The organism is Aeromonas sp. Y311-2 (assembly GCF_027706025.1).
GTDB classification, from domain to species: Bacteria; Pseudomonadota; Gammaproteobacteria; order Enterobacterales; family Aeromonadaceae; genus Aeromonas; species Aeromonas veronii.
This window is the reverse complement of the sequence record NZ_JAPDCL010000016.1, coordinates 15,249-41,992: the sequence shown is the minus strand read 5'-3', so window position 1 is coordinate 41,992 and position 26,744 is coordinate 15,249. Positions and strand designations below refer to the sequence as shown.

Below are 26,744 nucleotides of genomic sequence, written 5' to 3'. Positions count from 1 at the left end.
TTCACGGGGGCGGTAACCCCCGTGGTGCAGAATTCAGCGGCGCGGGGTGCTCCGGCGCCAGAGGCGGGGCCAGAGGGCCAGCAACAGCAGCAGGGGGGAAGTCGTGCCGCCACCCCCTTCATCCTGCTCAAGGGGAATGATGCCGGTGTTGGGCAGGGCTTCATCCTTGTCGCAGCGGGCGCCGACTTGCTGGGCGACCCGCCAGCTGCGCAACTGACCGGTGTCACCGGCGATGGTGTCGTTGATCTCCAGCAGCCAGCGGCCAGCGAGAGGTTCGCCGTGCAGCTTATCGAGTGATTCGAACGGTACCAGTTCACGGGGGAACTCCCCCTTGAGCCGGGTATGGCTGGCGTAACCCTTGTTCCACAGGCTGATCCGGGTGCCGTAAGGGGAGGTGAGCCAGATCTCCAGCTGCTCCAGTTTGCTGTGCTCCAGATCGAGGGCGACCACGAATCCGCTGTCGATACGGGCCTTGCTCTCGGGCAGGGTGAGAGTGAAGCGGGACAGGCCGTGCCGTTCATCGCTCACCGCATCCTTGATCTGGCCACCCTGGCCGATGGCCCGCTGCCAGAGCGGTTCACCGATCGGCAGTTGCAGGTCAAGGCGGGTCTGGCGCTCGGTGGGGCTGGGCAGGGTGAGCTGGAACTGCAGCGGCAAGGTGACTGCCTCGCCACAGGTCAGGTTGCTCGCTGCTTCCAGCGGCAGGGTCCAGCGGGCGGTGCCATCGGCGTTGAGCTCTCCCTGCCAGTGACCGTCACCCATGAGCCCCTTGCTAGGGAGCAGGCTGGCGTCAGCCACGGTCAGGGGGCGGCCGCTCTGGTTGGTCAATTCGATGGCGAGGCTCTTTTTCTCCCCGGGCAGCAGGTAGCTGTCATCGGCAAGACGGGCCGCGATGGGAGTGGGCAGCAGGGCGTGGTGGCGGAAGGCCTGCTCCAGCAGCTTGCCATAGCTGCGGTCCGGATAGAGGCGGTTGGCGGTATCCACGGTGACCCGCGCCAGCTGGGGCATCCGCACCTGCGGGCCGAGGCCGAAGTGGGATTCAATCAGCAGGGTATCGAACTCGTCACGGGCTACCTCGCCATATTGTTCAACGGCCTGGCGCAGCGCGGTGAAGAGCGGGGTGCCCCACAGCTGGTCGCCGTTGCTGCCGTTGATGGTGAGGTGAGCCGGATAGAGGAAGCCCGGATGATAGCGCGCCCGCAGATCATCGAGCTGACGGGGCGTCCGGCCGCTGATCCTGGCGTCCCAGTTGAAGACCATGAAAGGCTCGAACTGGCGAGCCTCTGGACTGCGCTGGCGCCAGCTGGCGGCCAGATAGTCGCTAAAGCCCTCGCCGATGGCGCCCCAGTCACCCTCTTCTCCCATGTCGGGCAGGATATGGTGCTGCACCGCATGGCCAAACTCGTGCCAGATCACCATGGGATCTTCCGCATCGGGTACCCCTATCCGGCCAATTTCCAACCGGCGCAGGAAGGGGTCATAGAGAGAGTTGTCCTGCTCCCCGGCATCGGTATCGATGGCCAGGGGGCCGCCCATCAGCGTTGGGTAGCCAAGGGATTCCACATGGCGCTGGGCCAGATCCAGATGGTAGTAGCCATTGATATCGAGGAAGGCGGGCTGCTGGTGATCCAGCTGGAAGCCATCGGCATCAGGGCTGCTAAAGGGGGCAGTTTCCGGCGCCGTGCCATCCACGACCCGGGCGCGTGGGCCACTCAGCTGGTAGGTGTCATCCACCTTTTGTACCGTGAGCGGGACGGTGCGATAGGCCCCGTTGTCCAGTACCAGATCGTGGCGCCACAGCAAATTGCCATCTTGCAGCTGGGTGCGTGGGTCGAGGGCAAAGATGCGGGCCTGCACCGTGGCCGCTTCCCCTGCCAGCGGGGCCGCTTCGGCACGGCTGTTGGCCTCTTGCAGCGTGCGCCCCAGCAGGGCGCTGCCATCGCAGGTGACAAACAGTTGCCAGTGGCTGCTTTTGCTGTTGCCCGGCTGGCTTTCCACCGCCAGCAGACGCCAGGCCGCAGTCAGTGTGTCGCCATCCTGCCAGTACCAGGGCTGGGCTTCGTCACTGCCAGCGAATTGCCACACCGTACCATCCAGCGTGGCGGTATAGGCATCCACCCCGGCGCGGCTTGCCTCATCACATGGAGCCGCCTGTGCCTGCATCAGCCGGGTATTGTGATAAAGGCGCCACGGGCGACCCTGCTCATCGAGACTGACGGCGGCCATCAGGCCGGCGATCGGTGTGCCATTGAGCTGCTGGCGATAATGCAGATAGTGGCCCAGCTTGCCTTGGCGCTGATAGGCCGGGGCATCACTCAGGGTGACGCCGAGCTGCTGTTCGAGCCAGAGGCGGGTATCGGCCGGGGCGTCCTGTTCGACAAAACGCAGTTCGGCGGCCTGAGTGGAAAAGCCAGCCAGCCCCAGCAAGAGGGCGGGCAACAGGGGTTTCATAGTGGTACTCCCAATCAGCGGCAGGGTCATTGATTGATCCCCGCCAGATGCAACAAGAAGGCAAATTCACGAGCCCGATCGCCACCACCGGCGCGGTGGCCTCCCTCCAGTTCGGTCAGCAGCAGGTAGGGGCCGGAGCCCGTGCTGTGCTCCCGCAGGCGGGCCAGCCACTTGACCGGCTCCCAGTAGGGCACCTGGCTGTCGTGCAGGGCGGTAGTGACCAGCAGGGGCGGGTAGGGGGCGCGGTGCAGGTTGTCGTAGGGGCTGATGCGGCGCATCGCCTGATACTCTGCGGGCTTGGCCGGATTGCCCCACTCCTGGTACTCCTGACGGGTCAAGGGGAGGGCAGGATCGCTCATGGTGCCGAGCATATCGACGAAGGGAACCTGCAACACGGCGCCGCTAAAGAGTGTCGGTTGCTGGTTGAGGGCCGCAGCAACCAGGGTGCCCCCCGCGCTGCCCCCCATGGCAAACAGGGGCAGGGGAGCTGAGTCGGGCGACCAGTGGCGCAGGGCTTGACCGGCAGCGATAAAGTCGCTGATGCCGTTCTGCTTGTGGATGCCCCGTCCGTCGCGGGTCCACTGCTCCCCCAGCATGCCGCCGCCGCGCACATGGGCGATGGCGTAGACAAAGCCCCGATCCAGCAGGCTTAACAGTTCTTTCTGGTAGTAGGGACGCATCGGCGTGCCATAGGCGCCATAGCCATAGAGCAGTACAGCGCGAGGGGCCAGATCTTTGCGCCACACCAGCGAGACAGGCACCCGGGTGCCATCGGCAGAGGTGATCCAGCGCCGCTCGCTCTGATAGGGCAATGCTTTATTGCCTGCGGTGTGCTGGTCGTTGATCCAGTGGCCGCTGGTCAAATCCAGCCAGCGCTGGCCGGGGGGCTGGCTCAAGCCCTGACTACGCACCAGAATGCGGTCGCTGGCCGGGTCATGTTCTCCTTGCAGCCAGCCGGTACCGGCGCCACTGGCCAGCGGCAGGCGCTGGCGTTCATGGCCGTTGCGGTCGAGCAGGGCGAGCCAATCCTCCCCCTGCTGGCGAAACTGCACCACCAGATGGCGATCAAACAGTCGCCACTTCTCGGGATCGCCGAGATCCTCCTCTTTGGCGGGCCACAGGCGCTGCCACTCACCGAGCGGCGTGCTGGCTGAGTAGAGGGCAAACGACCCCTCCCGGTTGCTCTTGATCACCCAGCCAGACTGGCTGTCCAGATAGTATTCCACCCCGCGCTGGCGGGGTTTGATCTGCTGCGGCTTGTCCGAGTCGAGCAGGTACTGCTCCGAGCTGTCGTGGTTGTTGCCCTGCAACACCAGATGCTGGCCATCCGTGGTGCGATAGAGGCTGAGCAGCCAGGCGGGATCCTGCTCCTCATAGAGAATCTGCTCCTGGCCATCCTGCCAGCCGCGCAGCTGCCAGGGGCGTAGGGTGTAGCGCTCGTTGGCGATGGTGTAGAGGGTGCGACCATCTTGTGACCAGGCGAGATCAGCGCTGCGCTGCGCCAAACTGGCCAGCGCCTTGCCGCTCTGGAGATCGAGCAGGGTGACCTGATAGTCGAGATCGCCGCGCCTGTCTTCGGCGATGGCCAGTGTGCGGTTATCCGGGCTCAGGGCCCAGCCGCCCGCGTCGTAGTAGCCCTCACCCGCTCTAGCGGGAAGTCGTTGTTGCACCTTGCCCCCGTGGCGTTGCCAGAGTGAGCCATCCGGGCGCAGCAGCCATGCCTGATCGCCGCGCACAAGCCAGTTCTCTGGCACAGATTCCCCCGCCGGATGGCGGGTAAATTCGGCGCGTAAGGTTGCCTCCAGCGGCTGCTGCGCGGCGAGTTGCTGCTCGCTCCAGCGATTTTGCTGCTTGAGCAGGGCGAGTATGGCCGGGTTGCTGCGGCTCTCGTCCCGCAACCAGAAGTAGGGATCCTGGCGTGCGGGATTGCCTGAAATCAGGTGGGGGTGGGACTCAATTGGCGGAGGTGTGGCCTCTTGCGCCCACGCCAACGGGGCGGTCAACAGGGCCGCCATGATTGCATGATGTTTCATCACATCCCCACGAAACGATAGCTGAGGCTGGCTGACAGGTAGCGGCCGCTCTGGCTGTAGAGAGAGGTGTCACTACCAGCCGGGAGTCCGGCTACATCCTGATAGCGGGCATAGCGGGTATCGAGCAGGTTGCCGATGGTGGCATTGACCTTGAGCGCTTCGGTGATCTGCCAGTCGCCGGTGAGGTCCAGGCTGAACCAGCCTGCGCTGCTCTGGCAGGCACCGTTGTAGCCAGTCTGCGCATTGGCGCACTGGGGCACCTTGGTCATGGCTGCGGCATAGTTGCCACTGAGCTCAACCCCCCAGTCGAGCTGTTGCCAGCGCAGGGTGGTGTTGCCTTCCAGCGGTGTCTGGGTGCGCAGCGGCTCACCGCGGTGATCCTTGCCATCCATCCAGGCCAGATTGGTCGAAAGCTCCCACTCGTCGCTCACCCAGAGGCTGGCGGCCAGCTCGGCGCCCCAGGTTTCTGCTTTGGCAACGTTGCGATATTGGCGCAGGAAGACACCGTCATCGAGGCGAAAACCGGTCTGGCGCCAGTCGATGAAGTTGTAGTAGCGGTTGTAGAAAACGGCCGGTTTGACGCTCCAGTTGTCGCTTTGGCCATTCACTCCCCACTCCAGACTGTGGCTGGTCTCCTCCTTGAGGTTGGGGTTGGCAATGATCTCGAACGGCGGCATGGCAAAGTAGTGAGGAATGTTGCCGTAAACCTGATCGTAAGCGGGGGCGCGGAAGCCGTTGGCATAGCTGAGCCAGCTGCGCCATGTCTCGTTGAAGCGGTAACTGGCCGCCACACTGGGGGAGATGTGGTCGCTGTGGTTCTCGGCCAGATTGCTGTCCGGTGCGCGCAGGCGCTGGCGGTCAAAGCGCAGGGTCGGGGTAAACTGCCAGTTGCCCAGATCGATCACATCGCTCAGCCAGATACCATCGCGGCGGGTCTCGGCCTTGCTGAAGGGGGCTTTCTGTCCCTGGGTGGTGATGCCATCTTCCAGGGTCAGATTGCTGACCGGCCGCTCGTGGTTGGCCTGCTCCACTTCCACACCGTAGCTGAAGGTGTGATCCAGCGAGCCGGTGCTCAGCTTGCTCTGCAGCTCCAGCTCACTGCCAAGGCGCAGCTCCTCGAAGGTGGAGAGGGTGCGCTGGCTGCGATATCTGGGATAGCCGCTCAGGGCATCGTTGCGCAGCAACTGGCGCTGGTTGGCTTCGTTGCGTGACTGGTTGCCAAACAAGCTCCAGTTGAGGGTATCGATCATGCCCAGATCGTTGGCCTCCCAGCTGAACTTGCCGCCCTGGGTGCGCTGATCGCCATCTTCCTGAAAACCGACCACGTCCCAGCTGCCATCGGGTTGGGGCACCGCTTTGGGCCCCATCTGGCGTTTGGCGTGATCCTCGTAGTAGTCCAGCTCCAGCCGCAGAGCGTGATGGGCATTGAGGGGGAGGCGGCTGCTGGTGGAGGCGCTCATGCCATCCAGATCCGCCGGAATGCGATTCTCCTCAAAGTTGGCGGTTTCGTTGCCACGCCAGCCGGAGAGGCGCAACAGATGTTCGCTCTCCAGTGCCCGCACCGCGCCGGTCATGCTGAGCTTCTTCTTGTTGCTGTCGCCACCGTAGAGGGTTTTGGCCGCCAGATAGCTATCTTGCTGTTGCAGATAATCTTCCGGCTGCTTGGTATTCATCACCACGGTGCCGCCGATGGCATCGGAGCCATGCAGAGAGGAGCCGGCCCCCTTGGCCACCTCAATCTGCTTGATGTCATCAAGGTCGAAGTTGAAGCGACCCACCTTGTCATTGATGTTGTCGGCGCCAAAGCCGTCGCTGACGCGCACCCCATCCTTGATCAGCAGGATACGGTTGCCACCGATGCCGCGCACGCTGATGTTTTGCGGTCGCCCGGCAGAGCCGGTGACCGAGACACCGGGGATCTTGCGAAACACATGAGTCAGCTCGCTGGCGACCTGACGGTCCAGCTCTTCCTGGGTGATGACGGTAATGGAGCCGGAAACATCGGAGAGTTTCTGTTGTACCCGTTGCCCGGTGACAATGATGGTGTCGTCGCTGCGAGCCTTCTCCACAGGGGGAAGATCGGCCGCGCCAGCGGAGGCACACAGGAGTGCCGGCCATGCCTGAAGCAGTTTGTTCATAATGATAATTGTTTTTATTTAAGCCTGAGGGGCGGCATTATTGCAGAGGCCTGACCACTTGACAATAAATGGCAATCATTATCATTAAGATCTTATGGTGTTGATATTATTGAGTTATTTGTTTTTAAAAAAGAGGCTCCCGCGCGAAGCGGGAGCGGAGGGGATCAGGGCTTGAGCAGTTGCAGCGACTCTTCTGCGGCCTTGCCTTGGGAGAGGGTGATATCGACCCGGCGGTTCGCCTGGCGATGTTCGGGGGTGTCATTGGCAAAGCGGGGTTGGGTGTCGGCCACACCCTGAGCGATGACTCGTCTGGCATCGAGCTGGGGGTTGGTCAGCATGGTCTGCACGATGGAGGAGGCCCGCAGCACCGAGAGCTCCCAGTTGTTGCGATAGAGCTCCACCGGCGCTTGGGAGTTGTCGGTATGACCGGTGACCACTACCTCCCCCGGGATGTTGGCCAAAATGCCGGCGATCTTGTTGACCAGCGGGATGAACTGGGGCTGCAGGAACGCCGAATCGGCGGGAAACAGCGCCTTCTCGCCGATGCGGATCACCAGCTGACTGCCAAGCTGCTCGACCTCCAGATCCTTCGATTCAATCTGGGCCTTTAGCTGCTGCTCCAGCTTCTGCTTGGTCACCTGCACCCACTCCTGCTCCCGGGTCTTGTGGGGCCAGGCTTCGGTGGCGCTCGGTTTTTCCGAGGCACCTATGGTCTCGTTGAAGGGGTCCGATGCCGCCATGGGGGCATCTTTCTCCAGCACAGTCTCCTCTTTCGGGCTGCTCGGCGTAGTTTTTGATTCTGGCTCGAGAATCCCTGTGCCCCCCTGCATCAGGGGTGAGCCGGCAGGCGGGGAGATGAGGCCGATTTTACCCAGCGACTCGATAAAGCCCTGGATAAGCACCCGGGTTTCGGACTGCTTTGCCATGGCAAAGGAGTAGAGCACCACAAACAGGGCGAACAGCAGGGTCATGAAGTCGGCATAGGAGACCAGCCAGCGTTCGTGGTTCTCCGGTGCTTCAGCCTTTTTCTTTTTGGCCACCATGACCTCCCAGATAAGGTTCGAGGGTAACTTGCAGGCGCGCTTGGGATTCGCCATCCACGATGCAGAGAATGCCGGTCAGGGTCATCTCCTTGTAGTGGCGGATCTGGTGGGCGAACCCTTTGTAGCGGTTGCCGAACGGCAAGAAGATCAGGTTGGCTGCGGATACCCCGTAGATGGTGGCGATAAAGGCCACCGCGATGGCGCCGCCCAGCTTGTCGGGGGCATCCAGCAGACCCATGGCGTGGATCAGGCCAAATACCGCGCCGACGATCCCCATGGTCGGGCAGTAGCCGCCCATGGCTTCATAGAATTTGACCGTCTGTTCGAGATCTTCCTGTTCAAATTCGATCTCGTTCTCCAGCACCTCATGGATTTTGGCCTTCTCGTAGCCATCGACCATCATCTGCACCCCTTTCTTCAGGAAGGGATCCTTGATCTCCTCGATCATCCCTTCCAGCGCCAGCATACCGCTGCGGCGGGCGTTGCCTGCCAGGGTCTCCAGCAACTGGGCCTGTTCCAGCAGGTCGAGTTTGAGGGGAGAGAGCAGCCATTTGAAACGCCTCATGGTGCTGCCGACGACGGAGAAAGGGAACTGGGTCAGCGCAGCACCTATGGTGCCACCTATCACGATAAGAAATGCGGGCAGATCGAGCAGTGCACTGGGATGACCACCCTCGATCATGTTGCCGCCAAGGATGGCGATCAACGCCAGTACCAAGCCAATCAAGCTCATTTTTTACACGTCCCTGCATGTTGATAATGGCTAGTGTAGCTACTTAAGTATCAGTTTTTCAAAATGAAATCCAATCGCTGAGCAATTAATGGGCGCTGGGTAACGTCCATAAAAGAAGGCGTGTTGCGGCCATAAGATGGCATTGCAATCATCTTGTTGCTCCTGTTGTGACAGGAAGGAGCGCTTGTTGGGTGGGGCAATCACAAAAGCAAGGTAAGGGGCGGGAGCTGGCAATACGAAAAGCAGTGATGTTCCATCAGGGCTTTTCAAACCGGGGGATGAGTGCGTGGATGATCCGCCGCTGCGTGGCTCTGGCTCACTTGTCGGCATAGGTGTTTGCCGGAAAGCAAAAAACCGACCCTGAGGTCGGTTTTTTTAAATTTGGCGGTGAGGGAGGGATTCGAACCCTCGATACGTTGCCGTATACACACTTTCCAGGCGTGCTCCTTCAGCCACTCGGACACCTCACCAAATTTTCGTTCGCTGCGCTGTTGCGCTGGAACGGGGCGTAATTTAGGGGAAAGGGCTGTGTGGGTCAACCACTTTTCCCCTTATTTTTCATAATCTTTTCCGAATGCCTAACCCTTGCGCAGAATGCCGGTTTTTTAAACCGGATCAGGGCTTGTCGAGAATGATCAGACTGTCCGGCAGCTCGTTTTGATCCCGGGTGGCCGGGAAGGCATCGGTCAGAATGGCGCTAACGCGCTCCACGCACTCCAGAAAACCCTGTTCGATCTCCCTGTTGCGCACTCGCGCCACGAAGTCGTCGATGATCTCCTGCCACTGGCCGTTGTCGATATGCTGGGCGATGCCATCATCCACCAGTATTTCTACATAGTGCTCGGCGGCCGAGACGAAGATCAGCACCCCGAGCCGGTCGCGGGTGCGGTGCAGCCCTTGCTCGACAAATTGCAGGCGAGCCATCAGGGCCGCCCGGTGCTGGCGAACCTTCTTCGGGATGAGCCGCATCTTGATGGGGGTCCAGTGGAACAGCAGGCTCAGCAGCAGCCAGACCGACCACTGCACCAGCAGGATTTCGTACCAGCCTAGCCAGAAGCCGAGCTGGAACACCAGCAGCGGGGTGAGCATCGCCAGCAGCGCCGCCCAGAGGGTGGGAATGTAGCGATAGCCATCGCTGGCCGGGGCCAGCACGGTGACCAGTTCAGCATCAGTCTCTAGCTCCGCTTCGCGCACCTTTGCCTGAAGCGTGTGGAAGAACTGTTTAGAAATCATGATTTGTCTCTTTACTCCTGTTACCAGCCACCGGAGGCTCCGCCGCCGCCAAAACTGCCGCCGCCACCGCTGAATCCGCCGCCGGAGCGACCACCAAAGGAGCCGGCACCCAATCCACCGGCCATGTAGGTCGACCGACGTCGTCCTCCCGGCCCACCGCCACCACCGCCGCGCAGGTTGTGGAGCACGATCATCGCAATCACCACCAGAATAAACAGCCAGGGGCCGCCACCCTTGTCACTCTTTGGCTGCTCGACCGGCTGATATTCTCCGGCGAGTGCCTTCATGATGCTCTGGCTGCCCGCCATGATCCCGGCCACCATATCGCCGCGCTTGAAGGCGGGCAGGATGCGGCCATGGATGATGTTGGCGGCGATGGCGTCGGGCAGGGCGCCTTCCAATCCATAGCCTACCTCGATCCGCACCTTGCGCTCATCCTGGGCGATCAGCAACAGCACGCCATTGTTTTTGTCTTTCTGGCCGATCCCCCAGTGGCGACCGAGCTGGTAGCCGTACTCCTCGATAGTCTCCCCATCGAGGCTGTCGACAGAGACCACCACCAGCTGGATGCCGCTGCGTTTTTCAAAGGCCGCCAGTTGCTGGGTCAGTTGATGGGCCTGTTTGCGGGACATCAGACTGGCTTCATCCACCACCCGTCCGCTCAGCGTCGGGAAGTCGGGTGCCGCTTGCAGGGCACTGGCCCAGAGCAGCAGACAGGGAAGAAACCAGCGCAGCATCATCTTCATTGGAAGCTGACCTTGGGCGCCTCATCGGCACCGGGTTTGGCACTGAAACTGGGTTTGGCTTCCAGATCCGAGTAGAGCAGCTTGGACCAGATAACGCCGGGGAAAGTGCGGATCTCGGTATTGAACTGGCGCACCGCCTCGATATAGTCGCGGCGTGCCACCGAGATGCGGTTCTCGGTTCCTTCCAGTTGGGCCTGCAGGGCAAGGAACTGCTGATCCGCTTTCAGCTCGGGGTAGCGCTCTACCACCACCATCAGGCGGGAGAGGGCGCTGGAGAGCTGGTTCTGCGCCGCTTCAAACTCCTTGAGCTGGGCAGGATCGCTCACCTGCACGCTGCCGACCCGGGCACGGGCATCGGTGACCGCTTTGAGGGTCTCCTGCTCATGGCTGGCGTAGCCCTTGACGGTGGCGACCAGATTGGGAATGAGGTCGGCACGGCGCTGATACTGGTTCTCAACCTGTCCCCAGCTCGCCTTGACCTGCTCATCCAGGGTCGGAATGTTGTTCATGCCGCAGCCGGTCAGGCCGAGCAGCAGGGTCAGGGTCAACAGGCTCTGCGTGATTCTGCGCCAGAGTGATGTGGCCATCTTGTTGTTCTCCTTTGGTATTTCGAGTCGATAGTGCGCCATGGATGGTGTACGACCAAGCGTGCACCACCATACCAGCTTGGGGTCAGTTGCCACAACGAGCAGGTAGTTCAGGTCGCTTGTTGATGCCGGAGACCTTGGGCAGCTGGGGCTTGTCTTTGAGCCAGGATGCCAGCTCTTCCCCACAGCCATTGCCGGGCGGAATGGGGGCCTGAGGTTCACAATCGGGGCTGCCCACCGGGCAGCGCAGCCGCACGTGGAAGTGGCTGAAGTGGCCCACCCAGGGGCGCAGCTTGGCGACCCAGGGTTCGTTACCAGCCTGTTGGCAGACCGCGGATTTGATCACCGGATTGACGAAGATGCGGGCCACCTCGGGTTTGCTGGCCGCCAGCCGCAGCAGGGTGAGCTGCTGGGGGCCAAAGCGACCCGGCAACATCTTGTAGCTGGGTTCGTCGATCAGCGCCCACTCCTTGGGGGCATCCTGCTCCCATTTGCTGATGGGGCGGTTGGCCATGCGAAACCAGATATCGGCATCAAGTCCGGTCTGATGGCTGCGATGGCCGGAGGTAAAGGGGCCGCCACGGGCCATCGCCAGATCGGCGATGTAGAGATCCGGCAGCCCGGCCATGCGGGTCTGGTTGGCCAGCGCTTGCAGATAGTGGATGAGGTCGGGGTGGCCGTAGTAGCGCAGCCGCTTGGTGCGGATCACCTGATAACCCGGCCCTTCAAGGGGCAGGGATACGCCGTTTTTCAGGCAACCGGCGGCATAACCGCCGATGGCTTCTGCCTGCAATACGGTCGCCAGCAACAGGGACGTCAGCATGTGCGTGCTCCTTGTCTTGCTTCGAGTCGGCTCAGCAATACGAACAGACTCAAACATATAGATAAATAGGCTGCGGCCACCAGCAGCCAGATCTCGTAGACCAGTCCGCTGGAGTTGGCCATCTCGGTGCCGACGAAGGTGAGCTCCTGCACCGAGATAAGGGAAACAATGGCGGTATCCTTCACCAGCGCAATGAGCTGGCCGGTGAGGGGGGGGAGCATCAGCAGCATGGCCTGCGGCAGGATCACATGGCGCAGCCGCACCCAGGGAGAGAGCCCGAGGCTCTGAGCCGCCTCCCACTGGCCACGGGGGATGGCGGCCAGCCCGGCGCGGACGATCTCGGCGACGAAGGCTGCGCTGATTATGCCAACGCAGAGGGTGCCTGAGATGAGGTTTTCCCAGCGGGCAGGTGGGCCAAACAGCGCCTCTTGCCACGGGGAGAGTGATACGGTGCCGAGCCAGCGTGAGAGGCCGCTCGCAGGCAGCAGCTGGTTGGCGATAAAGAAGTAGAAGATGAAGATAAAGACCAGCGGCGGCAGATTGCGGATCAGCTGGATAAACAGGGTCGCGGGCATCACCAGCCAGGGGCGGCGGCTGAAGGCGGCTACCCCCAGCGCAGTGCCGAGCAGCAGCGCCAGCACCATGCCGAGCAGGGCGATGCGCAAGGTGGTGAGCAGACCGCTGAAAAAGTAGGGCAACTCGCCGTGAGGGCCAGGGGTGAACAGCAGATCGAAGGCCTCATGCCAGCGCCACTGATAGGCTACCCCGATGTGCAAGCGGCTGGTCAGCCAGAGGCCAGCCAGCAGCAGGATCAGGGCGATCGCCCCATCCAGCCAGTTGATGTTCCGACATGCCCCACGGACGATGCGCCGGATGGTCTCTTTTAGAGCAATCAGCATCAGGGGTTGGCGACCTGCGCTTCCCACGCCAGCGACTTGAACCAGTAGTCATGGCGCGCCTTGAGCCAGCCATCGGCCTGACGGGCGGCGATCCACTCGTTGAACTGTTCAGCCAGGGCATCATCCCCCTTGCGCAGGGCAAAGCCTTCATCGCCTTGTGCCAACGGCTCGGCAAACGGCATAAAGAGGGCATCCGGGTGGCGCAGCGCCTCTTGCTCGGGTTTCGGGGAAGAGGAGAGGGCGCCGTGAGCGCGGCCGTTCAGCACCTCCTGAAATACCTGTGACTCGTCATCAAACTGGCGCAGGGTGGCCTTGGGGAAGTGTTCTTTTGCCACCTGTACCGGTGAGGCGCCACGACGTACCGCCAGGATCACCCCGCGCTGGTTGAAGTCCGCCACGGTTTTCTTCTCTTTGGCCAGCGTGCTGGAGGCGGCCAGCTGCACCCCCGAATGGGAGTAGGCTTGGGTGAAGCGCACGCTCTTCTCCCGCTCGGGGGTGATGGTGAGGCCGCCGATGATGACGTCATATTTTTTCGCCAGCAGGGAGGGGATGATGCCATCCCAGGCGGTAGGCACGAACTCTACCTGCCAGCCGTTATCTGTGGCGAGGCGACGGGCCACGTCAATCTCGAAACCGATCAGGGCCCCCTGCTTGTCGCGTATCGCCCAGGGGGCGAAGGTGGACATGCCGACCCGCAGGGTACCGCTCTGCTCGATCTGTGCCTGGGTGTCGGAGGGGGCAGTTTGTGCCAGTGCCGGAGTGAGCAGGCTTGTCAGTAGCAGGGCAGCGCCCGACAGGGTGGTCTTGAATGACAGATTCATGGTTAGCGTCCTTGTTGATCCGGATTCAGGTGACGGGCCAGCACCCGCGAACAGGCTGACAGCGTCAGGGTTAACAGCAAATAGAGGGCGGCCACGGTAAACCACACCTCAAAGGTCAGAAACGTATCGGCAACCAGAGTACGCCCTTCGTTGGTCAGATCGAAGATGGCGATCACACTCACCAGCGCCGAATGTTTGATAAGGGAGACCAGCTCGTTGGTGAGCGGCGGCAAGGTGATGCGCACCAGCTGGGGCAGGATCACCTTGCGCAGGGTGATGGCCCGTGACAAGCCAAGCGACTGGGCTGCCTCCCACTGTCCTTTGGGAATGGCCTGTACACCTGCACGCAGCACTTCGGCGGTGAAGGCCCCCTGATAGAGGGAGAGGCTCAACACGGCGCAGGCAAGGGGGGCCAATCCCAGCATGGGGCCCAGCAAGAAATAGAGAATATAGAGCTGCACCAACTGGGGCGTGGTGCGCACCAGCGCCAGATAGGCGATGGCGAGCCAGGGGCCGAGCCTGGAGGGAAACAGCCGCAGGCTAACCACGCACACCCCGACAGCCATCGTGCCCAACAGACTGAGCAGCGCTACCTGCAAAGTGACCAGCAGGCCGTTTAGCAAGGGGCCGGCATAAAAGGTTCCCTCATCCCATTCGCCGAGAAAGGGCAACACCCGCGGCCACTGCCACTCATAGCCCATCTGGCGAGCGCCGCTATAGAGTGCACAGCCCAGTAGCGCACAGAGCATCACAGTGCCTGACAACCAGCCGAGCAGGCGGGGGCGATTGAGCCTAGCCATGATAGCTGAGCACCTGTTCGAGGAAGGCCCGGGTACGCGGGTGACGAGGGGCGTTGAACAGCTGAGCGGGCGGGGCCGACTCGATGATTTTCCCCTCATCCATAAAGAGCACCCGATCCGCCACCTGACGGGCAAAGCCCATCTCGTGAGTGACGCAGATCAGGGTCATCCCCTCGTCAGCCAGCTCGCGGATCACATCGAGCACTTCGCGGATCATCTCGGGGTCGAGGGCGGAGGTGGGCTCGTCAAACAGCATCAGCTCGGGTTGCATGCAGAGGGAGCGGGCGATGGCGACCCGCTGCTGCTGGCCGCCGGAGAGCTGGTGGGGGTACTTGTCGGCCTGTGCCTGAATGCGCACCCGCTCGAGCAGCCCGAGCGCCCGGGCTTTGGCCTCCTCAGGGCGCAACCCTAGGGTATGCACCGGCGCCACCATCAGGTTTTCCAGCACCGTCATATGGGGGAAGAGGTTGAACTGCTGAAACACCATGCCAACCCGACCTTGCAGGCGGCGCAGGTAGGAAGGGGTCACCGGCTCGCCAAACAGGAACAGCTGGCCGTCGTCGATCCCCTCCAGCCCGTTGATGGTGCGGATCAGGGTCGATTTTCCCGAGCCTGATGGGCCACAGATAACCCATTTCTCTCCCCGTTCAATGGTGAGATCGATGTGATGAAGAGCCTGAAAATCGCCATAGAATTTGTCGACGCCACAAAAGCGCACACAGGGTTGCGAGCTGGTCAAGAAGCGGGTTCCACTGAGAATCATTTACGCCATGGTATTGATTTTATAGGGGGATGACAAAGAAAACCCCCTTGTCAGCATCCTGATGGCTATTCACAATGGCGCCATTTCGTGATGACAGGAGCTTTTCATGCGTATTACATCCTTGCTTGCCGGTTCGCAGGTGCAGCTGTTGATGCCGCCAGCGGTTCGCTATCGCTGCGTCATTTTTCTGCTGTTGCTGGTGAGTTGGGGCGTGGTGGCGGCCTCCTTGTGGGATGGTTGGGGCGCCATGGTGCTGCTCAACTGGGTGGGCGTGCTCTTTGGTGGCATCACCGGGATCATGGTGTCGCTGCCCCGCAGCTGGCAGCCCTGGCGCCTGGCGGAGCTGGGGTGGGACGAACAGCATATCTATCTGCTCAATGGCAACAAGGATGAGGCGCTGGCGTTGCCCCGCAGCCAGCTGGTGGCGCTCGAACGGGAGCGGCGAGTGGGTCACGACGGCCAGTGGCTCGACTTCAGCCTCGATCTGCAACTGAGTGAAGAGGAGCTGGCGGCGGCTATGGCCTTGCTGGATCTCAAGGCGGGGGAGCTCCATCTGGTGAGCCCGTCTGTCTATCGCTTCGGCTTTAAACGGGCCTGGCACGGTCGCCGGATGCTGGCGCAACGGTTGTCAGATCTGCAATCGGCCTGAGTCGACTATTTTCTCGACAATTCCCGGCAAAGCTCAGATACTGCCAGTGACTCGAATTGATCTTGTCTGCACTGTTAACCCAAGAGATCAATCACTTGACGACAGTGTGGAGAAGGCCACGGCATGAAGCCATGGCAGGTCCGGCATAGGGGTTGTGCCCTTACCGTTATGCTGGGAATTGCATAGAGAAGGCACCTTGAATCGAGAGTGGATGGCATGAAGATTTACGTAGGAAATCTGTCGTACCGGATGACGGCCGACGAACTGAAAACCCTGTTCAGCCAGTTTGGACAGGTCGACAAGGTTGATATCATCATCGACCGCGATACCGGCCAGTCAAAGGGGTTTGGTTTTATTGAAATGCCGGTCAATGGTGATGCCGAAAAGGCCATCGCTGGTCTGCATGGCACAGAAGTCGGTGGCCGTACCATCACCGTCAACCAGGCCAAACCGAAGACAGATGCTCCCCGTGGTCGCCCGCAACAGCGCCACCGCTAAGGTGCCTCGGCAATAAAAAAACGGCATGGGTTTCCCCCATGCCGTTTTTGTTTCTGGACGTTTTGCTGTTATCAGGGGACGTCGTAACCGAGCGCCGCCTTGCGGATGCGGAACCACTGCTGGCGATTGAGGACGATGGATTCGGTGGCCACGGCGGCAGCAATCCGCTCTCGTTTGCCGGAGCCAATCAATGGCAGCGGCTGGCTTGGCAGCATCATTACCCAGGCGTAGACCACCTGCTCGATAGTCTGGGCGCCCACTTCCTGACGGATCTGCTCCAGTTCGGCACGCAGCGGGGCATAGGCGTCATCGCTGAACAGTCGGCCGCCGCCGAGACATGACCAGGCCATCGGCTTGATGCCAAGCTGCTGGCACTGATCCAGGGTACCATCGAGGGTCCCTTCCTGATGAAGCGGCGAGATCTCCAGCTGGTTGGTGACCAGCGGGAAGGGGAGGCGCGATTGCAGTAGCTCGAACTGACGGGCGGTGAAGTTGGATACCCCGGCGTGCTTGATCTTGCCCGCCTGTTTCAGGGTGATAAAGGCGTCGGCCACTTCATCAGCGTTCATCAGGGGATCCGGGCGGTGGATCAGCAGCAGGTCCAGATGGTCGGTGCCGAGCTTGCGCAGCGAGGCCTCGGCGCTGGCGATGATATGGTCCTTGCCGGTGTTGTAGTGGTTGAGAGCATGCTCCGGCTTGGCGGTAAGGGCGATACCGCACTTGGTGACGATCTCCATCCGGCTGCGCAGGGAAGGCTCGAGGCGCAGGGCGTGACCAAAGGCCTCTTCGCACTGGTAGCCACCATAGATATCGGCGTGATCGATGGTGGTGACCCCCAGATCCAGATGATATTTCATCAGATCGAGCAGAGCGGACGGAGAGAGCTGCCACTCCATCAGGCGCCAGTAACCCATGATGAGGCGAGAGAAGGTGGGGCCTTGCGGATGCAGGGCGACACGGGATACAGACATGGTTGACTCCTTGAAAAACACGATGCGAAAACGATGTGCAACATAGATGACTGCGGGCATCTTGGCCTCATGTGGCTGGCAAAGCAATAATGGGCAATGGCATGATTCGAACTTTGGTTCTGATCGCAGAGTAGGAGAGAGAGTTGGATGGAAGGATTTGCCGAGCGCTTGCAGAGCCTGATCGGGGAGATGAGCGTGAGCGCGTTTGCCCGCAAGGTGGGGCTCAGTGAAGCGCTGATCCGCAAATATTTGAAGGGAGCCGAGCCTGGCCTGGCGCGGGCCAACCAGATCGCCATGGGGGCCAACTGCTCGCTGGAGTGGCTGGCAACCGGCTGCGGTTATCTCTACCGTCAGGCGGAAGTGGTAGACAGGGAGGCGCTGGCAGCGGCGCAGCTACTGCTGGGCGAGCAGCAACCCGGGGTGGGGCTGCCCGATGAGGAGGCACTGGTCACCCTGCTTGCCTATTACCAGTTTTTGCGCACCCACAAGAAAGCGGACGGTTTTCTCGACTTGGCGCTGGCGCGGGAGTTTGGTCGCCATCTGGGGGAAGCGTGATGAGGGGCATATTACCCTTTGGTCGTGTCACGGCCGGTTGATTATTCTGATACGCTCTAAGCAAGAGAACTCTCCATGGAATGGGCGATGAGCTACTTGATCCTCGGAAGTGGTGCGCTGGGCTCGGCGCTGGCAAGAGAGCTGATGGCAAGGGGGGAGTCCTTCCTTCTGGCCGGGCGCACCTATCCAAAAGGGATCGAGATGGGGGCTTTCTTCCCGCTGCAAGAGGTGGACGCCATCTCGTTCGACGCCCTGTTTACCCTCTACGACACCGATCCGCTTCCCACTGTGGTAATCAACACCATCGGCCTGTTGCACGATGTCAGCTTTATGCCAGAGCGGCGGGTCGAAGAGGTGCACCCCAAGTGGCTGTGCGACAGCCTGCTGGCCAATGCCTGGCCAACACTGGCGCTGGCTGCCCGTTTCAGTCGGTTGATGGGCAATGACCATCCGCTGTGGCTCTGTGCCATCTCCGATCTGGCGGGCTCCATCACCTCCAATCTGGAGGGGGGACGTTACAGCTATCGGATGAGCAAGGCGGCCCTCGACATGGGGGTGAAAACTCTGGCCCTCGAGTGGGCGCAACGTTTCTCGCAAGCGGGGGTGGTGGCGGTGGCGCCCGGCTTGATGGACTCCCCGATGAACACCCCCTTTCTGAGCGAGTTGCCTGCGGAGCAATTGCAGGAGCCTGCCGAGGTGGCGGTGAAACTGCTCAATCTCATCAAGGGGTTATCGTTGACCCAATCGGGTCAGCTACTGGATCTCAACGGTCAGCCGCTGCCTTGGTAAATCCCGCCTGCGGGTTCTATGGACGTCTATTGGCTTCACATTCTGCTCATGCGCCCCTTGCCAAGCGAGGGGCGCATGGCTAACGTCACTCTCCTGTTTCAGGAGGGATCTCATGCGCTATATCGATTTACGAAGTGACACCGTCACCCAGCCTACTGACGCCATGCGTCAAGCCATGCTCCACGCCGAAGTCGGTGACGATGTCTATGGTGAAGATCCGGGCGTCAACGCGCTGGAGGCCTTTGGGGCCAGATTGCTGGGCAAACAGGCGGCGCTGTTTGTGCCGTCCGGCACCATGTCCAATCTGTTGGCGGTGATGAGCCACTGTCAGCGCGGTGAGGGGGCCATCCTCGGCAACGCCGCTCACATCTATCGCTATGAAGCGCAGGGGAGTGCCGTGCTGGGCTCCGTAGCCCTGCAACCCTTGCCGATGCAGCGCGATGGCACGCTGGCATTCGATGATATCAAGGCTGCGCTGGCCCCTGATGATGCCCACTTCGTCCAGACTCGCCTGATCTGCCTTGAGAACACCCACAACGGCAAGGTGCTGCCGCTCTCCTATCTGCAGGAGATGGGGGCATTTGTTGCTGAACGTGGCTTGAAGCTCCATCTCGATGGCGCACGGCTTTTTAACGCCGCCGTGGCCAGCGAGACCCCGGTCGAGGTGATCGCCGCTCCATTTGATAGCATCTCGATTTGTCTCTCCAAGGGGTTGGGCGCACCGGTGGGCTCGCTGCTGGTGGGCAGCCACGATTTCATCGCCCGTGCGCGCCGCCTACGCAAGATGCTGGGAGGTGGCATGCGTCAGGCGGGGATTCTGGCGCAAGCCGGTCTGTTTGCCCTCGAGCAGCATGTGACCCGCCTGGCCGATGATCACCGCCGTGCCAAACGGCTGGCCGAAGGGTTGGCTGCACAGCCGGGCATCGAGCTCGACCTCTCGCTGGTGCAGAGCAACATGGTGTTCCTGCGGCTGCATGAGGGGGAATCGGCCCCTCTGCTCGCTTTTATGAAGGAGCGGGGGATCCTCTTCTCCGGTTACGGCGAGCTGCGGTTGGTGACCCATCTGCAGATCAACGATGACGATATTGAAGAGGTGATCGACGCCTTCACCGAGTATCTCGGAGCGCGTTGAGACGGCTGGTGAGGTAGAGGTTATACCGAGACCTGTTTATACCGAAATAACAGAGGGCGCCGCGGCGCCCTCTGTTATTTGCAGCAAGCTCAAGCCTGCCGCTGGCCGCTCATCAGCATGGCCTCATCGGTGGCATCGTAGATCATCACCGCAATGTGAGTCACCTGACCGCCGAAATCGGCCAGTGGTACCAGGGTCAGGTTCTGGAACATGTGGGGGGCCGAGCCGGTAATGGGGCGGTAGTTGGAGAAACGCAGCAGATAGGGCTTCTGCTCCCAGGTGCTGAAGGCGCGGTTATTGAGCTTGAAGACCATGTTGGCCTTGCGCTCGAACCAGGCTCTGTCCACATCGGGGAAGAGCTCGAACAGTACGCCATCGCGCACGTCACTGGCCAGTCGGCCGCTGTGGCTCTCCATAAAGCCGTTCCACACCTGAACCTTGTACTCCTTGTCGAGCACCACCAGGCCTACGTCCAGGTTCTGGACTATGTTCATCAACCAATGAAATTCACGGATTTCCATAGTCACTCCTAGAGCATGTGCATGATTTTGTTGTTCATGGTGGCGATGGAATCTTCGGTAAACAGCAGCAGCAGATCACACTGCACCGCGTAATCCTGGATCCGGTAGTTGATCTCGATGGCGAGCGTGCGGCGCCAGCGACTCTTGTTAGTGTTGATCAGCTCGTTGATGGGTCTGTGCTGGCCGAGCACCACCGGGTGCCCCTGACTGAAGGGGGTGTCGAGCTGGTTGGCGTAGCCGCGCAGGAAGGCGCCGATCAGCACGTTGGCGGTATCCATCAGCAGCTCCAGTTCGGCGGTGCGGTCCAGCGTCCCCTGATGGTTCATCAGCTTGGCCAAATCTTTGAAGCTGGAGTCATGGAACAGGATCAGCGCTTCACCGGCGATCCCCGCTCCGATAAACCCCTGACAGACGGCGGAGAGGGTATCTGAATCCGCAGCGGCCGAGAGGGCCATATGCAGCTCGGAGACCTCCAGCACGTTGACGTTGGGGATAGGCAGTACCACGAAGGCGTTGAGCAGACGAGCCAGCAAGTCGGCTGCCTGACCCATGGAGACGTTGGCCAGCTCCTGATAGACATCGCGGATTTCGGGGGTGATCTTGACGCCTGCATCGGCTACCACGCCGCTTGTCAGCTGCTCGGGGGCGCTTGGTTGACCACTCGGGGCGGCACTCCAGAAACCGTGTTGTTTGAGCAGGGCGAGCAGGGTTTCTGGGGCGGCGGGTTTCTTGATGAAATCGAGCGCCCCCAGCCCCATGACCCGTTGATAGGCCTCTGGCTGGATATCCCCGGAGACCACGATCACCTTGTTGCGCAACCCCTCCCGTTGGAGGGTCTCCAGCACGCCGTAACCGTCCATTTCCGGCATGGTCAGATCGAGGAAGATGAGATCGCCATGACCCATCAGCACCTGTTCGATCCCTTCGAGACCATTGGCTGCGTAGTGCAAATCGACTTTCCAGTCGGCCGGGAGCGCCCGCGCCAGCTGTTTGCGGGCAAACCCGGAGTCATCACATATCAATACATTCATGGCGTTAGGCAGGCTCTGTTGGCAAGGGATGCTATAAGTGTGGCCCGCTAACGGTCAGATGCAATGGGTGAGGCTATCACCTTGTGAAAATTGGTTGTCCCACTGCCGATTGCGATAGCGTGCTGAGTATTTTTCAACAAATTCAACGAACATCTTAACACGCAACGGAGCGAACTGGTGCTGGCAACACAACATGTAGAAGGGGCGATTGCCGGTTTGCCAGTCGGTCAGTACCGGCACCAGCTGCTCGTCATGGAGGAAGCTGCTCAGATAGTGCAGCGGGGCGTTGACGATCCCCAGATGACGCCGGGCTGCGCGTACCGCGGCCTGGGTCTGGTTGACGGTCAGTTTGGCGCTGCGTTTGATGCAGACGCTCTGGCCATCCTTGTCGGTCAGCTGCCAGTGCTGGTGAGGCCAGCAGTAGATGAGATCATGCTCTTCCAGCTGGTTGGGATGGGAGGGAGTGCCCTTCTTGGTCAAATAGAGTGGTGAGGCAAACAGGCCGTACTCGATATGGCCGAGACAGATCGCATTGGGCAGCGACTGGGGCAGCTCACCGTTGAAGAACACCAGGTCCCGATCATTGTCGAACAGGTGCTGGTGATCATTGGTCTGGGTGATATCGAACTGTACCTCGGGATAGTGCAGCCCGAATTCGGCCAGCATATCGATGAGGATGGTGTTGGAGAGCGCGATGGGTGCCGCTACCCGGATAAGCCCTGTGATATCGGCCTCTTGACCCTGGATCTCGCTGGTGGCCTGCTCGATTTGTGCGAGTGGCGTGCAGAGACGTTCGTAGTATCTGAGGCCATCATCGGTAAGGCGGAGCTTGCGGGTAGAGCGATGTAGCAGGGAGCAACCCAGTTGCTCTTCCAGCTGGGAAATGCGTCGACTGATGGTGCCTGTTGGCATGCCCAGTGCGGCTGCAGCGTGGGAGAATCCTCCCTCTTGCACCACCTTGACGAACAGGTAGAACTCTTCGATGTGCTTCATAAACGCTGTTCTGGGTGTAACAAGGGGGCAACCATAAAAAGAGCGTTCCGGGTTGGCAAGGGTAATTCAGCGTTTAATTGATCTGGATTCGATTTCTGTTGATACCAGTTATCCACCCGCCCGTCATCTCAGTTTCCCCGAGCTAGTGATTATTCCGGCACGATGCCAAATGGTACTGCGGCAGTGATGTTTGCCATATTCCCTGATTTGTTCAGCTATAACCGCAGGCGAAGGCCGATATTGCAACCTGATGGAAGGGCGCCGGGTTGCTCTGCGTACTCAGCCGGGGTGGTTTGCCATCCACTGCCAATGTGATGCAGATCATATATTCGGGTTTTGCTCATTGCCTGTTGAAAAATGAATTTGGGGTATATCAATTCCGCCTTAGTGAACTATTTTTGTCCGTTTTGGCGTTTTTTTGGCTGTTTATCCATCCGCTTGGTTAATTAATGGAAGCTTTGTGACAGAGAGTGATGACTATTTCCACCATTGATTTAAATGTTAATAACAAATTTGTCGCAGCAAATATGCAATTGCTCTTTCAAGGTCTCGAGTGGATAGCTCTTAGTGCTTGTTTTTACTGGGGAAAAAAGTTAAAAATCGACTATATGATTTGCCTGGATTAACAGGGTCCTTGGCTGAGTCCTTTGTAGTATTGCCGTACAGGCTGCCCTGTTGTTGATATCTGAAATAGTTTTGTCCGCTCTTGGCTATGTGAAAAGGGATAATGGCCGAGAGGTATTTGCACCTTGCATTCTGCAGCTAGCGGTTTGCCAGATCTGTTTTCCGGTTAACCAGTGACCATCCAGCATGAATGACCTTGACCAGATGAATACGCTTGACGAACGGTTACTGAAGACGATGGATGTTCTGCATACCCCGATCTGGGTTTATGACATCGAGCATCACCATATTTTCTGGGCAAACAGCGCCGCGCTCTCCGTGTGGGAGGCGACGTCTCTCGACGAACTCTGCTCCCGCGACTTCTCTGCCGATATGGCAACCGCCATCGATCTGCTGCTACAGCGCTATCTGGGTGATTTTCAGCAGGGGCGCAGTTACAACGAGTGGTGGACCCTCTCCCCAAAGGGGGTCAAGAAGCAGATCTATCTACGCCTCTCTGGCATTCAGCTGGCTGGCCGTCTGATGATGATGACCGAAGCGGTGCTCGACTCCGATACCCTCTATCAGGAGTCCTCGCTGGCAACCGGCGATACCCTTGCCTGCCTGTTCGATAGCCATGGTGTGTTCGAGAGTGGCAACTATCACTTCGAAATGTGTTTCGGCCACCAGATCGCCAAGCTCTCCCAGGTTTTCTCCGGCAATGATGACAGCTTCTACCAGAAGCTCTCCCGTCTCGATGAAGTGGTGACCGAGGGGGAGTGCCGAACCCTCAAGGGGATGCGCTGGTTCCAGTATCAGTTCCGCTATATCCAGCAGGGGGCCCGCATTCTGCTCACCATGCGGGATATTACCGATCGCAAACTCGAAGAGCTGGAGCATCGCCACCTCGCCTGGCACGACTCCCTGACCGGCCTGCTCAATCGGTATGGCTTGATGAAATCCCTTGAGGCCTATTGTGGGCTGGGGGAGCGTTTCGCGCTGGTGTTCATGGATCTGGACAACTTCAAGCTGGTCAACGACAACTACGGCCACAAGGCGGGAGACCGCCTGCTGGAGCGGGTCGCCGGTCGCCTCAAACAGATTTGCCCGCGGGATGTGGAGCTGGCTCGCCTCGGTGGCGATGAATTCACCGCACTGGTGCCGCTGGGCAATCAGGGGGATCGGGCGCAAGAGGTGGCCGATCAGATGCTCTCCCAGATGACCAAGCCGCTGCAACTGAGCGGGCTGCCGGAGGTGACCATCGGTGGCAGTATCGGTATCGCCATCTATCCCGATGATGCGGATGACGGGGACAACCTTATCACCCGTGCCGATATGGCCATGTATCAGGCAAAGCAGATGGGGCGGCTGCGCTGGCAGCGTTTCACCCCCAGCATGCAACAGACCCTGCAGCGCAAGCTCAATCTCAAACAGTTTCTGGCCAAGGCCATCGGCCGTCAGGAGCTGAGCCTCTGTTACCAGCCGCAGGTCGATGCCGCCAAACGGCGTCTGATCGGTTACGAGGCACTGCTGCGCTGGTACAACCCGGTGCTCGGCCATGTGTCGCCGGTGGAATTTATCCCGCTGGCCGAAGAGATGGGGCTGATCCGCGAGATCGGCAGCTGGGTGCTCTCCACCGCGCTGGCACAGGTAGCCAGCTGGCAGAAGCGCTTCCATCAGCGGGTGCCGGTCTCCGTCAACCTCTCCGGTTTCCAGCTCTCGTCGGCGCTGCCCGGGCAAGTTCGCCAGCAGCTGGAGCTGCACGGGGTGGATGCCTCCCTGTTGACGCTGGAGCTGACCGAAACCGTGCTGATGCTCGATATGAAGGGGTGCCTCGGCATTCTCGACGATTTGAGCGAGCAGGGGATCAAGATTGCCATCGATGATTTCGGTACCGGCTACTCCTCGCTGGCCTATCTCAACCGGTTGCCGATCAACAACATCAAGCTGGATCGCTCCTTCGTGGTCGGTCTCAACTTGCCGGTGATCCGGGCGACTGCAGCCATGGCCACCAATCTGGGGCTGGGGATCATGGCGGAAGGGGTGGAGGAGCCTCACGAGCTGGCCGCCCTGCAGACCCAGGGGTGCCATGTGTTCCAGGGATATCTGTTCAGCAAGCCGCTTACAGTGGCGCAAGTCGAGGCGAGCGGTTTTGTGGTGGAGTGCCAGGTCGGGCGTTATCCACTGCTAGATGCCGTGATGGCAGAGTAACAAGTGTGCGTTAGGCCACAACTTGGGATTTTATTCCGCAATATTTAATCAAAATTAATCATTCTTTTGCGATCGGTCATGAGACGGATTGACTGGAATTGCTAGCATGCGACCTCGTTTCTAGGGAAAGGAGTATCGCAATAATGAGTCATGCTGCTGTCAATGACCGTCCGGCCAGCCCTCCCAAAGGTTGGCTGAACCGTTTCCTCAATGGCGTCGAGAAAGCCGGGAACAAATTACCCGACCCCGCCATGCTGTTCCTCTACGCCTTGCTGATCGTCTGGGTCGGCTCCTGGGTGTTGTCACAATTCCAGTTTGATCTGGTCAACCCCCGTACCGGGGAGGCAGTAGTGGTCAACAACCTGCTGACCGGTGCCGGTCTGGCCGAGTTTCTCTCTACCATGGTCACGACCTTTACCGGCTTTGCCCCGCTGGGGATCGTGCTGGTGGCCATGCTCGGGGTCGGGGTGGCCGAGCAGTCCGGTTTTATCAATACCGGTCTGAAAAAGTTGCTGAAGGTGACGCCTGCCCGTTTTCTCACTCCCATGCTGATCCTGGTAGCGATCGTCAGCCACACCGCCGCAGATGCGGGCTATGTGCTGGTGATCCCCATCGGTGGCATCATCTTCCACGCTGCCGGACGCCATCCGCTGGCGGGGATCGCCGCTGCCTTTGCCGGCGTTTCCGGCGGTTTTGCCGCCAACTTCCTGCCCTCCGGCGGGGATGCGCTGCTGCAGGGTTTTACCCAGTCCGCTGCTCAGTTGCTCGATCCTGACTACATGGTCAACACCCTGTGCAACATCATTTTTACCGGTGCCTCTTCGTTGCTGATCATCTGCGTCGGCTGGTTCATCACCGAAAAGGTGGTGGAGCCGCGCCTCAAGCACGTGGCGCTCAACGAGGATCTGGAGAGTGCCGACGAGATGGGGCGCTACAGCGCGCAAGAGAGCCGGGCTTTCAACTGGGCCGGGTTTGCCATGCTGGCGGCTATCGTGCTGCTGGCGCTGGCGCTCTCTCCGAGCGATTCACCGCTGCGTGCTGCCGATGGCTCCCTGACCACCTTCGCCGCGCCGGTGATGAAGTCCATTGTGCCGCTCATCTTCTTGCTCTTTATCCTGCCCGGGATTGTCTACGGCTTTGTCGCAGGCAGCTTCAAGAGTGGCAAGGATGTGATCGATGCCATGTCGGCCACCATGAACAAGATGGGCTCCTACATGGTGATGGCCTTCTTCTGCGCGCTCTTTATCAAGGCGTTTGGCGACTCCAACCTGGGCACCCTGCTGGCCCTCTCCGGTGCCGAAGTGCTTCATGCGCTGGCGCTGCCCGGTGAAGTGACCATCGTCGGGATGATCCTGCTGACCGCCAGCGTCAATCTGGTGGTGGGGTCGGCTTCGGCCAAGTGGGCGCTGATCAGTCCGATCCTGGTACCCATGTTGATGGCGGTGGGGATCTCCCCCGAGCTGACCCAGGCGGCCTATCGGGTAGGGGATTCCGCCTCCAACATCATCACCCCGCTGATGGTCTTCTTCCCGCTGGTGGTGGTCTATTGCCAGCAGTATGTTAAGAGCACCGGGATCGGTACTCTGGTCTCCATGATGCTGCCGTACTCGCTTGCCTTCCTGGTGAGCTGGACGATTTTCCTGCTGCTCTACTGGGCGCTCGGCTTCCCGCTCGGGTTGCAAGCCCCTTACGTCTATCCGGCCCCTTAAGCTGGGTGTGCG

At 60.3% G+C, this 26,744-nt stretch carries 24 protein-coding genes and 1 tRNA gene; 7 read left to right on the top strand and 18 right to left on the bottom strand.

The window, feature by feature from the left end; all coding sequences use genetic code 11:
• Positions 1-33 precede the first annotated feature (33 nt).
• From OKC42_RS15195 to OKC42_RS15130, 14 genes are all read right to left on the bottom strand, one after another.
• Complete coding sequence (locus OKC42_RS15195) at positions 34-2,481, bottom strand: proprotein convertase P-domain-containing protein (protein WP_270803730.1); 2,448 nt, start codon at positions 2,479-2,481, stop codon at positions 34-36.
• Positions 2,478-4,484, bottom strand: a complete 2,007-nt coding sequence (locus OKC42_RS15190; protein WP_270803729.1) for a prolyl oligopeptidase family serine peptidase — start codon at positions 4,482-4,484, stop codon at positions 2,478-2,480. Before OKC42_RS15190 ends, OKC42_RS15195 begins: the two co-directional genes overlap by 4 nt.
• Entirely contained in the window at positions 4,484-6,622 is a 2,139-nt protein-coding gene (locus OKC42_RS15185) for a TonB-dependent hemoglobin/transferrin/lactoferrin family receptor (protein WP_270803728.1), read from the bottom strand. Before OKC42_RS15185 ends, OKC42_RS15190 begins: the two co-directional genes overlap by 1 nt.
• A 164-nt stretch (positions 6,623-6,786) precedes the next feature.
• Entirely contained in the window at positions 6,787-7,665 is an 879-nt protein-coding gene (locus tag OKC42_RS15180; RefSeq protein WP_270803727.1) for a flagellar motor protein MotB, read from the bottom strand.
• Positions 7,640-8,398 (bottom strand): flagellar motor protein, encoded by a 759-nt coding sequence (locus OKC42_RS15175; protein ID WP_005351127.1) that lies wholly within the window; start codon positions 8,396-8,398, stop codon positions 7,640-7,642. The genes OKC42_RS15180 and OKC42_RS15175 overlap by 26 nt, the downstream gene beginning before the upstream one ends.
• 382 nt (positions 8,399-8,780) lie before the next feature.
• A tRNA-Ser gene (locus tag OKC42_RS15170) sits at positions 8,781-8,868 on the bottom strand.
• A gap of 145 nt (positions 8,869-9,013) precedes the next feature.
• Entirely contained in the window at positions 9,014-9,631 is a 618-nt protein-coding gene (locus OKC42_RS15165; RefSeq protein ID WP_058058422.1) for a TPM domain-containing protein, read from the bottom strand.
• A 20-nt stretch (positions 9,632-9,651) separates the two neighbouring features.
• Positions 9,652-10,377: a TPM domain-containing protein gene (locus OKC42_RS15160; RefSeq protein WP_270803726.1), complete on the bottom strand. Its 726-nt coding sequence runs from the start codon at positions 10,375-10,377 to the stop codon at positions 9,652-9,654.
• Positions 10,374-10,964 (bottom strand): LemA family protein, encoded by a 591-nt coding sequence (locus OKC42_RS15155; protein ID WP_270803725.1) that lies wholly within the window; start codon positions 10,962-10,964, stop codon positions 10,374-10,376. The genes OKC42_RS15160 and OKC42_RS15155 overlap by 4 nt, the downstream gene beginning before the upstream one ends.
• 85 nt (positions 10,965-11,049) lie before the next feature.
• Entirely contained in the window at positions 11,050-11,787 is a 738-nt protein-coding gene (mepA, locus tag OKC42_RS15150) for a penicillin-insensitive murein endopeptidase (protein ID WP_005359850.1), read from the bottom strand.
• Positions 11,781-12,686: an amino acid ABC transporter permease gene (locus tag OKC42_RS15145; RefSeq protein WP_270803724.1), complete on the bottom strand. Its 906-nt coding sequence runs from the start codon at positions 12,684-12,686 to the stop codon at positions 11,781-11,783. Before OKC42_RS15145 ends, mepA begins: the two co-directional genes overlap by 7 nt.
• Positions 12,686-13,507: a transporter substrate-binding domain-containing protein gene (locus tag OKC42_RS15140; protein ID WP_270803723.1), complete on the bottom strand. Its 822-nt coding sequence runs from the start codon at positions 13,505-13,507 to the stop codon at positions 12,686-12,688. Before OKC42_RS15140 ends, OKC42_RS15145 begins: the two co-directional genes overlap by 1 nt.
• A 2-nt stretch (positions 13,508-13,509) precedes the next feature.
• Positions 13,510-14,307 (bottom strand): amino acid ABC transporter permease, encoded by a 798-nt coding sequence (locus OKC42_RS15135; RefSeq protein WP_270803722.1) that lies wholly within the window; start codon positions 14,305-14,307, stop codon positions 13,510-13,512.
• A complete protein-coding gene (locus OKC42_RS15130; protein ID WP_005337182.1) occupies positions 14,300-15,070 on the bottom strand; it encodes an amino acid ABC transporter ATP-binding protein in 771 nt (256 codons plus the stop codon). The genes OKC42_RS15135 and OKC42_RS15130 overlap by 8 nt, the downstream gene beginning before the upstream one ends.
• Positions 15,071-15,176: 106 nt before the next feature.
• Between OKC42_RS15130 and OKC42_RS15125 the strand changes: the two genes are divergently transcribed.
• Positions 15,177-15,719, top strand: coding sequence for a hypothetical protein (locus OKC42_RS15125; RefSeq protein WP_270803721.1), 543 nt, complete (start codon positions 15,177-15,179; stop codon positions 15,717-15,719).
• A 216-nt stretch (positions 15,720-15,935) separates the two neighbouring features.
• Positions 15,936-16,217 (top strand): RNA recognition motif domain-containing protein, encoded by a 282-nt coding sequence (locus tag OKC42_RS15120; RefSeq protein WP_005337180.1) that lies wholly within the window; start codon positions 15,936-15,938, stop codon positions 16,215-16,217.
• A 71-nt stretch (positions 16,218-16,288) separates the two neighbouring features.
• Here OKC42_RS15120 and OKC42_RS15115 read toward each other — a convergent pair whose 3' ends face one another.
• A complete protein-coding gene (locus OKC42_RS15115; RefSeq protein ID WP_270803720.1) occupies positions 16,289-17,188 on the bottom strand; it encodes an aldo/keto reductase in 900 nt (299 codons plus the stop codon).
• Between the two features lie 147 nt (positions 17,189-17,335).
• Between OKC42_RS15115 and OKC42_RS15110 the strand changes: the two genes are divergently transcribed.
• The 3 genes from OKC42_RS15110 (at position 17,336) to ltaE (ending at position 19,664) form a co-directional block, all read left to right on the top strand.
• Positions 17,336-17,743 (top strand): helix-turn-helix domain-containing protein, encoded by a 408-nt coding sequence (locus OKC42_RS15110; RefSeq protein ID WP_005351138.1) that lies wholly within the window; start codon positions 17,336-17,338, stop codon positions 17,741-17,743.
• Between the two features lie 87 nt (positions 17,744-17,830).
• Positions 17,831-18,532: an SDR family oxidoreductase gene (locus tag OKC42_RS15105; protein WP_129503856.1), complete on the top strand. Its 702-nt coding sequence runs from the start codon at positions 17,831-17,833 to the stop codon at positions 18,530-18,532.
• Positions 18,533-18,644: 112 nt separating this feature from the next.
• Entirely contained in the window at positions 18,645-19,664 is a 1,020-nt protein-coding gene (gene ltaE, locus OKC42_RS15100; RefSeq protein ID WP_270803719.1) for a low-specificity L-threonine aldolase, read from the top strand.
• Between the two features lie 89 nt (positions 19,665-19,753).
• Here ltaE and OKC42_RS15095 read toward each other — a convergent pair whose 3' ends face one another.
• From OKC42_RS15095 to OKC42_RS15085, 3 genes are read right to left on the bottom strand one after another with little or no spacing between them, the layout of a single operon-like run.
• On the bottom strand, positions 19,754-20,185 hold the full coding sequence (locus tag OKC42_RS15095) for a PAS domain-containing protein (RefSeq protein ID WP_005337175.1): 432 nt from the start codon (positions 20,183-20,185) through the stop codon (positions 19,754-19,756).
• An 8-nt stretch (positions 20,186-20,193) separates the two neighbouring features.
• On the bottom strand, positions 20,194-21,216 hold the full coding sequence (locus OKC42_RS15090; RefSeq protein WP_042081918.1) for a response regulator: 1,023 nt from the start codon (positions 21,214-21,216) through the stop codon (positions 20,194-20,196).
• A 54-nt stretch (positions 21,217-21,270) separates the two neighbouring features.
• The gene (locus OKC42_RS15085) at positions 21,271-22,209 is read right to left on the bottom strand and encodes a LysR family transcriptional regulator (RefSeq protein ID WP_047438361.1); all 939 of its coding nucleotides are present in this window, start codon (positions 22,207-22,209) and stop codon (positions 21,271-21,273) included.
• Between the two features lie 861 nt (positions 22,210-23,070).
• Between OKC42_RS15085 and OKC42_RS15080 the strand changes: the two genes are divergently transcribed.
• Both OKC42_RS15080 and OKC42_RS15075 read left to right on the top strand, forming a co-directional pair.
• The gene (locus OKC42_RS15080) at positions 23,071-25,023 is read left to right on the top strand and encodes a putative bifunctional diguanylate cyclase/phosphodiesterase (RefSeq protein WP_013723827.1); all 1,953 of its coding nucleotides are present in this window, start codon (positions 23,071-23,073) and stop codon (positions 25,021-25,023) included.
• Positions 25,024-25,166: 143 nt separating this feature from the next.
• Positions 25,167-26,732, top strand: a complete 1,566-nt coding sequence (locus tag OKC42_RS15075; RefSeq protein WP_005351146.1) for an AbgT family transporter — start codon at positions 25,167-25,169, stop codon at positions 26,730-26,732.
• Positions 26,733-26,744 lie beyond the last annotated feature (12 nt).